Origin of the sequence: Streptomyces tricolor (assembly GCF_002155905.1) — a bacterium.
GTDB lineage: Bacteria > Actinomycetota > Actinomycetes > Streptomycetales > Streptomycetaceae > Streptomyces > Streptomyces tricolor.
The window spans coordinates 14,581-27,647 of record NZ_MUMF01000515.1 but is presented as its reverse complement, the minus strand read 5'-3'; the positions used below and the strand labels follow the sequence as shown (position 1 = coordinate 27,647).

The 13,067-nt window shown below is 73.6% G+C and carries 10 protein-coding genes and 2 pseudogenes; 8 read left to right on the top strand and 4 right to left on the bottom strand.

Annotated features, from left to right (window positions below; translation table 11 throughout):
- A pseudogene (locus CCN44_RS32220) lies at window positions 1-1,178 on the bottom strand (hypothetical protein); the annotation flags it as partial.
- A gap of 312 nt (window positions 1,179-1,490) precedes the next feature.
- Between CCN44_RS32220 and CCN44_RS32215 the strand changes: the two are divergent.
- On the top strand, window positions 1,491-2,417 hold the full coding sequence (locus CCN44_RS32215; protein WP_059250458.1) for a DUF3027 domain-containing protein: 927 nt from the start codon (window positions 1,491-1,493) through the stop codon (window positions 2,415-2,417).
- 29 nt (window positions 2,418-2,446) lie between these two features.
- Complete coding sequence (locus CCN44_RS32210; RefSeq protein ID WP_086701651.1) at window positions 2,447-2,914, top strand: GNAT family N-acetyltransferase; 468 nt, start codon at window positions 2,447-2,449, stop codon at window positions 2,912-2,914.
- 6 nt (window positions 2,915-2,920) lie between these two features.
- Here the strand turns inward: CCN44_RS32210 and CCN44_RS32205 are convergent.
- Window positions 2,921-3,331, bottom strand: a pseudogene (locus CCN44_RS32205) (ATP-binding protein); the annotation flags it as partial.
- 137 nt (window positions 3,332-3,468) lie between these two features.
- On the opposite strand from CCN44_RS32205, the gene CCN44_RS32200 reads away from it, so the two are divergent.
- The 3 genes from CCN44_RS32200 to CCN44_RS32190 are packed head-to-tail and all read left to right on the top strand — an operon-like array spanning window position 3,469 to window position 5,259.
- The gene (locus CCN44_RS32200) at window positions 3,469-4,314 is read left to right on the top strand and encodes a helix-turn-helix domain-containing protein (RefSeq protein WP_086701647.1); all 846 of its coding nucleotides are present in this window, start codon (window positions 3,469-3,471) and stop codon (window positions 4,312-4,314) included.
- Window positions 4,311-4,505 (top strand): DUF397 domain-containing protein, encoded by a 195-nt coding sequence (locus tag CCN44_RS32195; RefSeq protein ID WP_059250466.1) that lies wholly within the window; start codon window positions 4,311-4,313, stop codon window positions 4,503-4,505. The genes CCN44_RS32200 and CCN44_RS32195 overlap by 4 nt, the downstream gene beginning before the upstream one ends.
- A 16-nt stretch (window positions 4,506-4,521) precedes the next feature.
- Complete coding sequence (locus CCN44_RS32190; protein WP_059250468.1) at window positions 4,522-5,259, top strand: VOC family protein; 738 nt, start codon at window positions 4,522-4,524, stop codon at window positions 5,257-5,259.
- A 141-nt stretch (window positions 5,260-5,400) separates the two neighbouring features.
- Here the strand turns inward: CCN44_RS32190 and CCN44_RS32185 are convergent, their stop codons facing one another.
- A complete protein-coding gene (locus CCN44_RS32185) occupies window positions 5,401-7,026 on the bottom strand; it encodes an alkaline phosphatase D family protein (RefSeq protein WP_086701644.1) in 1,626 nt (541 codons plus the stop codon).
- Window positions 7,027-7,177: 151 nt separating this feature from the next.
- On the opposite strand from CCN44_RS32185, the gene ppk2 reads away from it, so the two are divergent.
- Both ppk2 and CCN44_RS32175 read left to right on the top strand, forming a co-directional pair.
- Window positions 7,178-8,197 carry a polyphosphate kinase 2 gene (gene ppk2 / locus CCN44_RS32180; RefSeq protein WP_086701641.1) on the top strand — a complete coding sequence of 340 codons (1,020 nt, stop codon included), beginning with the start codon at window positions 7,178-7,180 and terminating at the stop codon, window positions 8,195-8,197.
- A 15-nt stretch (window positions 8,198-8,212) separates the two neighbouring features.
- A complete protein-coding gene (locus CCN44_RS32175) occupies window positions 8,213-9,175 on the top strand; it encodes a YihY/virulence factor BrkB family protein (protein ID WP_059250476.1) in 963 nt (320 codons plus the stop codon).
- Between the two features lie 35 nt (window positions 9,176-9,210).
- Here the strand turns inward: CCN44_RS32175 and CCN44_RS32170 are convergent, their stop codons facing one another.
- Window positions 9,211-9,702 (bottom strand): hemerythrin domain-containing protein, encoded by a 492-nt coding sequence (locus CCN44_RS32170; protein ID WP_059250478.1) that lies wholly within the window; start codon window positions 9,700-9,702, stop codon window positions 9,211-9,213.
- Window positions 9,703-9,841: 139 nt separating this feature from the next.
- Here CCN44_RS32170 and CCN44_RS32165 point away from each other — a divergent pair, with 139 nt between their 5' ends.
- Window positions 9,842-12,970 carry a sacsin N-terminal ATP-binding-like domain-containing protein gene (locus CCN44_RS32165; RefSeq protein WP_086701654.1) on the top strand — a complete coding sequence of 1,043 codons (3,129 nt, stop codon included), beginning with the start codon at window positions 9,842-9,844 and terminating at the stop codon, window positions 12,968-12,970.
- Window positions 12,971-13,067: the final 97 nt, after the last annotated feature.

Below are 13,067 nucleotides of genomic sequence, written 5' to 3'. Positions count from 1 at the left end.
AGGCCCCGGCCGCCGGCCGCGCGGGTCCGCCGCAGACCGCGCACGGCGCACACCAGCAGGGCGAGCCAGCCGCCCGCGAGGCACAGCAGCCCGATCAGGCCCTGCTCGCAGAGGACCAGCAGATACATGTTGTGCGGGGAGAGCAGCGGCTGCCGCCGGTACGCCGCGCCCGCGCCCTCCGTGTCGCTGCCCGAGGACAGGGCGAGCGAGGCGTGCCCGTCGCGGTACTCGGGGAAGCCCTTCAGGCCGACGCCGGTCAGCGGGTGCTCGCGCAGCAGGAAGGCCAGGAAGAAGATCAGGAAGCCGGACAGGCAGCGCAGGGCGGCGTTGGCGCCGAGCGCGTGCGTGACGGCCGGTCCCACCGTCCGCAGCCCCGGCCGCTTCACCCGCCTCCGCAGCGGCCCGTGCAGATGCTCCTCGTCGGCCGCGAGCAGCGCCACGTCCTCGCCCTTCGCCGAGTCCACCGCGGGCGGCAGGGAGAACGACAGAAACGTCCCGGCAGCGAAGATCAGAAAGGCTCCGTACAGCGGCCACGGATCGCCGACGGCGTGCAGCCCGGCCGCCACCGGCGCGGCGGCACCCGTGGCCAGCAGCCCCGCCAGCGTCACCCGCGAGTTGGCCTTCACCAGCGAGAACCGCGGCGGCAGCAGCCGCGGTACGACGGCGCTGCGCACCACGCCGTACGCCTTGGACGCCACCAGCACCCCCAGCGCGGCCGGGTACAGCTCCAGGCTGCCGCTCGCCACCGCCCCCGAGATGACCAGCGCGAGCAGCGCCCGCGCCAGCATCGCCCCCGCCATCGCGGCCCGCCGTCCGTGCGGCAGCCGGTCGAGGAGCGGACCGATGACCGGGGCGAGGACCGTGAAGGGCGCCATGGTGATGGCGAGATAGAGGGCGACCCGCCCCCGCGCCTCGTCCGTCGGCACCGAGAAGAACACCGTGGACGCGAGCGCCACGGTGACCATGACGTCGCCGGCGCCGTTCACGGCGTGCAGCTCGATCAGCTTCCCCAGCCCCGACTCGCCCGCGCCGTGCGCGTGCGTGGCCCTGCGGATGCCGCGTGCCGCGCCGGTGACCGGGAGGTGCAGGGCACGGCCGACCGCGCGGACGGCACCGCCCACCGGGCCCGCACCGCCGCCCCGACCACGTGCCCTGTCCGCGGCTGCCACGCCGTTCATAGTGCCCCGAGACACGGCCGGATAGTGCGGATACGACGGGTGTGGCGCCGTACGACTCCGGTCGGCACGGGCTTCGGTGAGGCGACGGTGAGGCTTCGGTGAGGCTTCGGCGCAGGCAGAGAGGCGGGTGGGAATCTCCACGAATCCCGTCCGGTGTAGCGTGCCTATCTCAGCCATAACGCAGAATGGATGGCAGAGGTGCGCCCAGGCGCGCGGATGCAGACGTCGATGCGGTCCCCAGGTCCGCTCCGTCGGCGAAACCGCCGGAGGCAGCCGCACTCGACGAGACGGCGTAGGAGAGAAGCGATACCTGTGAGCGCAGCGACCACGCGAAGCCGCACCCCCGACCGCTTGTGCGCCGAGGCCGTCGACCTCGCCCGCGCCGCCGCCGAGGAGGCCGCCGCGCCCGGCGTCATCGGCGAGCACACCGGCCTGGTGTCGGAGGGCGACCGCGTCGTCACGCACTTCTTCGAGTGCAAGGAGCTGGGCTACCGGGGCTGGCGCTGGGCGGTCACGGTGGCCCGCGCCTCCCGCGCCAAGATCGTCACCCTGGACGAGGTCGTCCTGCTGCCCGGCCCCGACGCCCTCCTCGCCCCCGAGTGGGTGCCGTGGAGTGAACGCCTGCGCCCCGGCGACCTCGGGCCCGGCGACCTGCTCCCCACCGACCAGGACGACCTGCGCCTGGAGCCCGGCTACACCGGCGAGGAGGAGCCGCCGCCGAACTCGGTGGTCTCCGAGGAGATGCGGGAACTGGCGGAGGCGGAGGACGCCGACGTCACGCCCGGCGCCCCCGCCGTCCAGCCGACGACCCCGAGCCGCGGCTCGATCGCGTCCGTGGCCGAGGAACTGGGCATGCGCCGCGCGCGCGTGCTGTCCCGCTACGGCCTGCACATCGCGGCGGACCGCTGGGAGGAGGCCTTCGGCCCGAAGACCGCGATGGCCCAGGCGGCCCCCGCCAGCTGCCTGACGTGCGGCTTCCTGGCCCCCATCGGCGGCTCCCTCGGCCAGGCCTTCGGCGTCTGCGCCAACGAGTTCTCCCCGGCGGACGGCCGCGTGGTCTCCCTGTCCTACGGCTGCGGAGGCCACTCGGAGGCGGCGGTCATGCCGAAGCCCCCGCAGCCCGCCGCGCCGGTCATCGACGAGACCCGGGTCGACCCCTTCCCGCTCCGCCCGGCCCGCGACTCGGGCTCGGTCCCCGAGACCGGCGACGAGGAGACGGCGGAACTCGGGCACTCCTGAACCACCGCCTCCGCTGCCAGACTGCCCTGATGATCATCAGACTGGCACGGGAGCGGGACCTCCCCGGCTTCCTCCGCCTCGCGGCCGGGGTGGAGCACTGGTTCGGCCCGATGGTGGACGACCCCGGCTTCAGCGGCGCGGTGCTGGACACCGTCCGCCGCGGCACGGCCCTGGTCGCCGAGGACCGGGAACCGGCGGACCTCCTCGGCGCCCTGCTCTTCGGCGGCACGGCCCCCGTCCACCACGTGCACTGGCTGGTGGTCGCCGAGCAGGCGCGCGGCCAGGGTGTCGGGCGTGCACTGATGGCGGACGCGCTCCGCAGGTTCGTCGACGCCCCGGCCACCGTCGAGGTGGTCACCTTCGGCCCGGACCACCCCGGCGCGGTGACCAGCGGAGCGCGGGTGTTCTACGAGACGCTCGGCTTCACCCCCGCCGAGCCGACGGCCCCCGGCCCGGAGGGCGGCTCCCGGCAGGTCTACCGCCGCCGCGTCCCCTGAGCCGACCCGCACCTCGGCCCACACCGTCTTGCGGGGCGAGGGCCCGGGCGCCGTTCCCCAGCGCTGCGCGAGCGCGGCCACCAGCAGCAGCCCCCGCCCCGAGTCGGCGTCCGGCTCCGGCCGCGCGGGCTCCGGCAGTTGGTCACCGCGCGTGTCGGCCACCTCGATGCGGAGGGTGTCACCGACGGCGTACAGGGTCAGCCGGAAGTCCCGGCCGGCCACCCGCCCGTGCGTGACCGCGTTGGCCGCCAGCTCGGCGACGATCAGCTCCGCCGGGTCCAGGGGCAGCCCCCAGGACCGCAGTTGCTCCCTGGCGAGCAGCCGGGCGAGCCGGGCTCCGCGAGGCGTGGGGGAGAGCTGCACGGTGAAGCTGGGGATCGGGCCGTCACTGTGGCTGGTCGCCCTGGGGGTGGAGATGTGGGTGGAGATTTCCTGGTTCACATCACTCAGAGTGGCCGTGCCTGCTACCCCTGAACAGTGACCAAACGGTTGCGTAGAGTCACTGTCCAGCGCGTGTCCGGTGGTGTCCGGACTGTACAAGGGGGTGGTGTGGTGTGAGTGGGGAAGAGGAGCCGGGGTGGGAGGTCGAGCCGGACGACGAGTGGGGCCTGGCCGTCCTCGCAACGGTGGGCCGCCAGTTGAAACTCCGCCGGGAAGCGGTGGGGATGAGGGTCGCCGACTTCGCCAAGGCCATCGGCTACGGGGAGGACCTGGTCTACAAGGTCGAGTCCGGCAAGCGGATCCCCAGGCCGGAGTACCTGGACAAGGCCGACGAGGTCTTGGGCGCGGGTGGGTTGCTGGCGGCGATGAAGGAGGATGTGGAGAAGGTTCGGTATCCCAGGAGAGTTCGCGCGTTGGCCGAGCGGGAGGCCAAAGCTGTCGAGGTTCAGCTCTACGATCCGCTGAACATCCACGGACTGCTCCAGACACCCGAGTACGCGCGAGCGCTGCTCCTTATGCGGCGCCCCGCATACAGCAGCGAACAGGTGGAGCGGTACCTATCGGCGAGGTTGGCCCGAAAGTCGATCTTCGATCGGGATCCGGCGCCCGAAATGAGCTTCGTCCTGGAGGAGTGGACGCTGCGACGGCCGCTCGGAGGTAAAGAGGCACTGCGGGGCCAGCTGGAACACCTCCTGAGAGTGGCCGAGTTGCGCGGTGTCGAGCTTCAGGTGATGCCGATGGACCGTGAGGAACACGCCGGATCGGCTGGTGGCATCGAGGTGCTGAAGTTCGCTGACGGTTCGGCAGTGGGCCGCTCGCCAGCGGTAGTCAACGGCCGACCGGTAGAGGAACCGAGGTATCTCCGTATCCTTGAGCTGCGCTACGGCATCGTCCGGGCGCAGGCACTCACGCCCCGTGAGTCCACGACCTTCATCGAGCAACTGCTGGGGGCAACATGATCCGCTGGTTCAAGAGCAGCTACAGCAGCAGCAGTGAAGGCGACTCGTGTGTCGAAGTGGGCCTGAACTGGTCCGTGGCCCCCACCCCCTCCACCATCCACATCAGGGACTCGAAGCAGGACGACGGCCCCCGCCTCACCGTCGCCCCCTCCACGTGGACGGAGTTCGTGTCGTACGCCGCGCGGCACTGAAAACTAGGATCTGCGCATGACAACGAGACTGGTGCAGATCAACATGAAGGCCCAGGACGACTCCGCGCTCGGCCGATTCTGGGCGGAAGCCCTCGGTTGGGGTGTCGACAGCGAGGGGCCCGGCGTGACCAACCTCGAACCCGTGGGTTTCGCCTACCCCGACCCGTCGGCCGTGTGCATCGACCTCGTCGCCCGCCCGGAACCCAAGACGGTGAAGAACCGGGTGCATGTCGATCTGGCCACCACCTCGACCGCCCATCAGGCGGAGCTGGTCGCGCGGTTGAAGGATCTCGGCGCGACGCTCGCCGACGTGGGTCAGGGCGACGTGCCGTGGACGGTCATGGCCGACCCGGAGGGCAACGAGTTCTGCGTCCTGGATCCCCGCCCGGCCCACCAGGACACCGGGCCGATCGCCGCGGTGGTGGTCGACTGCGCCGACCCGCGGGAGATGGCGCGGTTCTGGGGCCAGGCGATGGACTGGACGGTGCACGAGGTCACCGACGACCGCGCGACCATGCGCTCCGCCAAAGGCGTCGGTCCCTACCTGGAGTTCGTCCGCACCCCCGACACCAAGAGCGTGTGGAACCGCGTCCACCTCGACGTCAGCCCGTACCCCGGTGACGACCTGGAAGCAGAGAAGGCCCGACTGCGCGCTCTGGGCGCCACCGACCCCGGTATCGACCAGTCCGCGATCCACTGGACGGTCCTGGCCGACCCCGAAGGCAACGAGTTCTGCCTTCTCAGCCCTCGCTGACCTCGGCCAACGGCTCCGTCCGGTGCCGGGCCGGCGACGACCGGGCGCCCTCGCGGCGCCCGGTCACAGACCGGGCGCCCCACAGCACCGTCGCCCCCTTCCCATGGACGGAGTTCGTGTCGTACGCCGCACGGCGCTGAACTACCCGGTGAGGCTCCTCTCGTGGACCGTGTGCAGCCTCGCCTCCGTGCCGGTGCGTTCCAGGCGCAGGCGGGCCGAACGGCCGTCCAGGGTCAGGGTCATGAGCTGGTTGCCGAACCACGGACCGCCCCGCTTGCGCCAGCGCACCGGCGGTCGGGGGCAGCGGCCGTGCCGGGCGAGGAGGCGGCCCAGGAAGCGGGCCGGCGCGCTCCAGCCGACGCGGAAACCGATCCGCATCGTGAGCGGCACGGAGTTGTGCACGGGTGAGCAGGTGAGCTGGACGACGGGGATGCCGAGGTCGCCGGCCCGCCAGGTCGCCTCGGCGAGGTAGCCGTGGTGCACGTCCCCGGACAGCACGCACACGCTCGCCGGGGCACCCGGCGCCGCCGCGGCCTCGCCGATCAGGTCGGCGAGGTCGGCGAAGGAACGCGGGAAGGCCGCCCAGTGCTCCAGGTCGGCGCCGCGGCGCAGCCACTCGCCGAAGCGGGCCCAGCGGTCGCCGCGCTCCCCGGCGCACAGGGCCGCGTCCCAGCCCTCGGCGTCGTGCACCAGGTGCGGCAGCAGCCAGGGCAGGGAGGTGCCGATCAGGAGGTGGTCGTAGGCCCCCTCGTCGGCGAGGACCTGTTCGCGCAGCCAGGCGGCCTCGGCCGGATCGAGCATGGCGCGGTGGCCCTCCTCCAGGACGCGCGCGGCCCGGGAGTCGACCATCACCACCCGGACCCGGCCGAAGTCGCGCCGGTAGCTGAAGCGGACCGAGGAGAAGTCGGCCTCGGCCCGCTCGGCGAGGGCGTGCAGCGCCCGGGTGCCGTCCGGCGTGGCGTGCACGGCGGCCCAGGTCGGATCGTCGGCCAGTTCGTCGGGGGAGAGGTTGCCGAGGTGCTGGTGGACCCAGTACGACATCAGGCCGGCCGTCAGCCGCTTCCGCCACCAGCCGGTGGCGCGCATGTCGGCGAGCCAGGCGGCGGAGGTGTTCCAGTCGTCCACGATGTCGTGGTCGTCGAAGATCATGAAGCTGGGCACGGTGGACAGCAGCCAGCGGACCCCGGGATCGAGCCAGGACTCGTAGTAGAGGTGGCAGTACTCCTCGTAGTCGGTGACCTGGCCGCCGGGCGGCTCGTCCAGGTCGCGGCGGCCGGCCAGCCAGCGGCGCGTCTCCTCGGAGGTCTCGTCCGCGTAGATCTGGTCGCCCAGCAGCAGCAGGACGTCGGGGCGCTCCGCGCCGGGGTCGGACGACAGCCGGCGGGCCAGGGCGTCCAGGGCGTCGGCGCCGACCGGGTCGTGGCCGTCCGCCGGGGGCGCGGCCCAGCGGCACGAGCCGAAGGTGACCCGGACGGCGTGACCGGTGCCCGGGGTGCGGATGACGGAGGGCGGGAAGCGGGAGTCGGGCAGGGGCCACACGGGCGTGTCGTCCAGCAGCACCTCGTACGACGGTGAGGTGCCCGGTGTCAGCCCGGTCACCGTGACCAGCGCGTAGTGGTGCCCGGCCACCTGGAAGGTGGCGGCCGTGCCGCTCGCGCCGTCGGAACAGCGCACCCGCGCCGTGCAGGGCCCGCTCGCCTCGACCCACACGGTCGCGCGGGAGCCGTCGGTGTACCTCAGCAGCGGTCCCAGGCGCAGTTCGGCCATGTGATCGCCTTCCTGTCTCGCACGGAACGGAAAGGAACGACCCGAGTGACGGTACAGAGACGGTACAGGCGTTCGTCACCCGTCCGTGCGGGCACGTGTGTGAAGACCGGGCGTGGCGGCCCCGGCGGGAGTGAGACGGAGAGGCGGTGGCGTGGCCGAGCACGAGCAGGTGACGGAGGCCGGGGAGACCCACGGCACGGGGCGCGAGGACGACCTGCTGCGGGGGTTCGCGGTGGACGACCGGCAGCCGGAGCGGCCGGTGCTGCTGGACGCCGACGGCCGGCCGGTCGAGACCTGGCGGGAGAACCACCCCTACGACCACCGGATCGGCCGGCGCGAGTACGAGCGGACCAAGCGGGTCCTCCAGATCGAGCTGCTCAAGCTCCAGCGCTGGGCGAAGGACACGGGGCAGCGGATCGTCGTGGTGTGCGAGGGCCGGGACGCGGCCGGCAAGGGCGGCACCATCAAGCGGTTCACCGAGCGGCTGAACCCCCGGGGGGCCCGCGTGGTGGCGCTGGACAAGCCGACCGAGCGCGAGGCGGGCCAGTGGTACTTCCAGCGGTACGTGACGCACCTGCCGGCCCCCGGGGAGATGGTCTTCTTCGACCGGTCCTGGTACAACCGGGCCGGAGTCGAGCGGGTCATGGGATTCTGCTCGGAGGACGAACACCGGCGCTTCCTGCGGCAGGCCCCGCTGTTCGAGCAGCTCCTCACCGACGACGGCATCCTGCTGGTCAAGTTCTGGTTCTCGGTGTCCCGCGCCGAGCAGCGGACCCGGTTCGCGATCCGGCAGGTCGACCCGGTGCGCCGGTGGAAGCTCTCCGCGACCGACCTCGCCTCGCTCGACCGCTGGGACGACTACACCGCGGCCAAGGTCGACATGTTCCGGGCGACCGACACCGCGCACGCGCCCTGGACGGTCGTGAAGAACAACGACAAGCGGCGGGGCCGGCTGGAGGCGATGCGCAGCCTCCTGGACCGCTTCGCGTACCCGGCCAAGGACCACGAGGCGGTCGGCACCCCCGACCCGCTGATCGTCGGCGCGGCGGACACCCTGCTCGAACCCGGTGAGGAACCCACTGCCCTGTCGCCGACCCCGCTGGCCGGACCGGGCGGCGGACCCGGGAACCACCCGGACCCCGGGGTGCCGGCCGGCGGTGGACGCGGCTGAGAGGGGACACGGACCATGGGGACGGTGGTGCACGTCCCGCAGACGCGGGACATGATCGGGGACGAGCTCTCCGGTGACGAGGCCTTCACCGCGCTGCGGCGCTACGGGGGCGCGCGACTGCTGCTCGACGCCTTCTCCCGGTTCCGCTACGCCGACGGCTTCACCAACGCCCGCGCCCTCGGCTTCCAGATCGTGCTGGGCATGGTGCCGTTCGCCATCGCGCTCGTCGGCCTCGCCACGGCCGCGCACACGGAGAGCGTGGGGCGGATCGTCGAGCTGACCCTGGGCAGGATCGTGCCGGGCGCCAGCGCCGACGTCGTCCGGGAGGCGCTGCGCGGCACCCGCCGCACCGCCGGTTCCGACGCGTGGAGCACCCTCGCGCTGTGCCTGGGGCTGGTCTTCTCCGTCCTCAACCTGGCCTCGGCCATGGGCCAGGTGGAACGGGGCGCCAACCGGATCTACGGCATCGAACGCGACCGGCCGTTCCCGCGGAAGTACGGCAGGGCCGTGCTGCTCGCCTTCGCCGCCGGGGTGCCCATGGTGCTGGGGTTCCTGGTCCTGGTCGCCGGCGAGGCCGTGACCGCCGCGGCGACCGAGGCGCTGGGCGTCTCGGGGCCCCCGGCGTGGTGGGGAGCCCTGGAGGTGCCCGTGGGGACGGCCCTCGCCTGGATCGCCTCCGCCGTCGTCTTCCGCTGGTCGCCCCGCCGGGCCCAGCCCGGGTACACCTGGCTGGCGTTCGGTTCCGCCGTCCACCTGGTGCTGTGGGTGACCGCCACCTGGCTGCTGGCGCTCTATGTCTCCCGCAGCGGCTCCTTCGGCGCCGTGTACGGGCCGCTCACGGCCTTCGTGGCCCTGCTGCTGTGGGCCAACCTGACCGGGATCGCCCTGTTCCTGGGCATCGCGTTCGCCGCGCAGCTGGAAGCGGCCCGGGCCGGTCTGGGCCGTGCCGTGCGGCCGGACCCGGGGCCGGGACCCTGAGCACCCGGCCCGGGTCCCGGGCCCCGGTGCGCGGGTCAGGACTTCACGATGCGGCGCACGTTGTCGACCGCGCCGCATCCGGCCTTCAGCTGACGCTCGCGCTCCTCACGGAAGGCCGCGCCCAGCTCCGCGCGCCGGTCCATCGCCACGTTCTCGCGTGCCCCGTTGAGGATGGTGCGTTCCTCCTCGTCGGCGTGGTGGGTGACGGCCTCGACCAGCTCCTCCAGCTTCTCGTCCCACTCCCCGGAGCCGACCTCGTCGACCTCCAGGAGGGCCAGCAGGGCCTGGTTGCCCTCGTCGTGCTCATGCTCGCCGTGCTCTACCTCCTCGTCGTCGATGTTCTTGTACCGCTTCAGGGCGGGGTAGACCTTGGCCTCCTCGGCCAGCGCGTGCGCGATCAGCAGGTCCGCGAACTCCTCCAGCGCGGCCGCACGGTCGGCCTCCACGCTGCGCATGAGGCGGAACAGCTCCTCCATGCGCCGGTGGTCCTGGAGGATCAGCTCGACGACATCCTGGCTCTCGGCCATGGGACGGCACCACCTTCGTACGTACGGCACCACCGTGCCGGCGGATGGGTTCCTACCGCCTACCCCCACCAGCCGCGTTGATGGCCCACCGGATCCGCGCTGTACCTTCGTCCTCACGCGGAGCGAGGAGAGTGTGAACGTGAGCAAGTTCGTGCGGCCGGCGGCCGAGGGCGCCGACCCCTTCGGCACCGCCCGTCTGCGGCGCGGGGTTCTCGACGCGTGGGCGACCAGCCCCGCCCGGTTCCGGGAGGACGCCAACGCCGAGGAGGATCTCGTCCTCGGGGGGTACCGGGACCGGCTCGTCGTCGAGCTGGCGCAGAACGCCGCTGACGCCGCCGCCCGGGCCGGTGTGCCGGGGCGGCTGCGGCTCACCCTCCGCGACGGGGTGCTCGTGGCGGCGAACACCGGCGCGCCGCTGGACGCGGCCGGTGTCGAGTCGTTGTCCACGCTGCGGGCCTCCGCGAAGCGGGACACCGAGGTGACGCAGGGGGCCGTCGGCCGGTTCGGCGTCGGTTTCGCCGCCGTACTCGCCGTGACCGACGAGCCGGCGATCGTGGGGCGGCACGGTGGTGTGCGCTGGTCGCTCGCCGAGGCGCGGGAGCTGGCGGCGGACGTGGCACGGCACAGCCCGGGGCTCGGCGACGAGGTGCGGCGCCGGGACGGGCACGTGCCCCTGCTCCGGTTGCCCTTCGCCGCCGAGGGAACCGCGCCGGAGCCGTACGACACCGCCGTCATCCTGCCGCTGCGCGACGCTGCCGCCGCCGGTCTCGCCGAGCGGCTGCTCGACGGGGTCGACGACGCCCTGCTGCTCGCCCTGCCGGGGCTGGCGGAGGTCGTCGTGGAGATCGAGGGCGAGGCTGCGCGCACGCTCAGCCGGCGCACCGACGGCGCCTTCACCGTCGTGGAGGACTCCCGCGACGGGGTCACGAACTGGCGCACCGCGTCCGGGCACGGGCCGCTCGACGCCGACCTGCTCGCCGACCGGCCGGTGGAGGAGCGGCTGCGTCCGCACTGGTCGGTGACCTGGGCCGTGCCCGTCGACGCCTACGGCGCCCCGGCCCGGCCCCGTACGAGCCCGGTCGTGCACGCGCCCACGCCGAGCGACGAGCCCCTGGGCGTGCCCGCGCTGCTCATCGCGTCGTTCCCGCTCGACACCACCCGCCGGCACGCGGCGCCCGGGCCGCTCACCGACTTCCTGGTGCAGCGGGCGGCCGACGTCTACGCCGAACTGCTCGCCGGATGGCGCCCGGTGGGGGCCGGGATCCTCGATCTCGTGCCCGGGCCGCTGGGGAAGGGCGAGCTGGACGGGGCGCTGCGGCGGGCCGTCCAGGAGCGGTTGCCGCGTACCGCCTTCCTGCCGCCGGCCGTCGAGGCGAAGGGCGACGACGAACTGCCGGAGGCCCTGCGGCCCCGGGACGCCGAGGTCGTGGAGGGGGCCGGGGCCGACACCGTGCGGGTGCTGGCCGAGGTGCTGCCCACCCTGCTGCCGGCCGGTCTGGAGCGGCGCGTCGAGCTGCGCACGCTCGGGGTGGCCCGGCTGCCGCTCGCCGACGCCATCGACCGGCTCGCCGGGCTGGAGAAGGGGCCCGAGTGGTGGTGGCGGCTGTACGACAGCCTGGCGGGGGTGGACCCGGACCGGTTGTCCGGGCTGCCCGTGCCGCTCGGCGACGGACGGACCACCATCGGGCCCCGGCAGGTGCTGCTGCCCACGCCCGACGGGGCCCGGATCGACGCGGACGTGCTGGGGCGGCTGGGGCTGAAGGTGGCCCACGCCGATGCCGTGCATCCGCTGCTGGAGAAGCTGGGCGCGCTGCCCGCCACTCCGCGCGCGGTGCTGACCACGCCGCAGGTGCGGGCCGCCGTGGCGGGCTCTCTGGAGGACGACGGGGGGCTCGGCTGGGAGGAGGACGCGCCGGACGCCGAGGAGCTGGCCGAGACGGTGCTCGGGCTGGTGCGGGACGCCGGTCTCGAACCGGGGGACGAGCCCTGGCTGGGCGCTCTCGCGCTGCCCGACGAGGACGGGGAACTCGCGCCCGCCGGTGAGCTGGTGTTCCCCGGCAGCCCCTTCGCCCGGGTGATCCGGGAGGGGGAGCTGGCCGCGGTGGACGCCGAGCTGGCCGAGAAGTGGGGGGAGCAGCCGCTCGCCGCGTGCGGGGTGCTCGCCGACTTCGCGCTGGTGCGCGCCACGGACGTCGTCCTGGACCCGGACGAGCTGGAGCCCCGGGAGGGCGACTACGCCGAGCCCGACGACGCGGGGCTGCTGGACGCCGTGGACGTGTGGTGCGAGGACATCCTCGACCGGTTCCCGGACAGCCCGGTGCCGCCCGTCGCCACCGAACTCGTCGCCGTCCGCGACCTGGACCTGGTGGACGACGACCACTGGGCCGAGGCGCTCGCCCTGCTGGCCCGGCCGCCGCTGCGGGACGCCCTCACCCAGCCCGTGCGGATCCTGCTGCCCGACGGCACCCACGAGGTCGTACGGCCGTACACCGCGTGGTGGCTGCGCGGGCACCCGGTGCTCGACGGGCGGCGCCCGGCCGGGCTGCTCGCCGCCGGCGGGGACCCGCTGCTGCGGGGCCTGTACGACGAGGCCGACGCCACCGGGTTCGAGGACGAGCAGGTGCTGCGGGCGCTCGGCGTGCGCACCTCCGTGGGGGCGCTGCTGGACGAGCCCGGCGGGGCCGCCGAGCTGCTGGACCGGCTCGCCGACCCGGAGCGGCCGGTCACGCCCGCCCAACTGCACGGCCTGTACAGCGCGTTGGCGGAGCTGGAGCCCGAGCAGGTGACCCTGCCGGACGAGCTGCGGGCCGTGGTCGACGGGCGGGTGGAGGTCGTGGACGCCGGGGCGGCCGTCGTGGTCGACTCGCCGGATCTGCTGCCGTTCACCTCCGGTGTGCCGCTGCTGCCGGTCCGGCCCGCGCGGGCCGCCGAGCTGGCCGAGCTGTTCCAGGTGCGGCGGCTGAGCGAGTCCGTCACCGGCGCGGTGCACTCCGAGGGGACCGAGCACGACGTCCCGGACTCGGTGCGGGTGCTGCTCGGACCGCGTACGCCGCAGACCTACGTCGAGCACGAGGAACTCGTCGTGGACGGCGTGGAGATCGACTGGCGGCTGACCGACGACGGTGTGCTGCACGCGGCCACCCTGGAGGGGGTCGCCGCCGGGCTGGCGTGGGCGGCGGGGCAGTGGCCGCGACGGTTCGAGGTGGCCGCGCTGCTGGAGGACCCGTCGCGGACGGAGGAGCTGGCGCGGGACCGCTGGTTCGACTGATCCCCGCCACACCTCACGCGAGCAACTCCCCACGAAATTCTCACCAGTAGTACAACCTTTCACATCGTCCCCACGTCACATCTGCGGAGTCACCCGA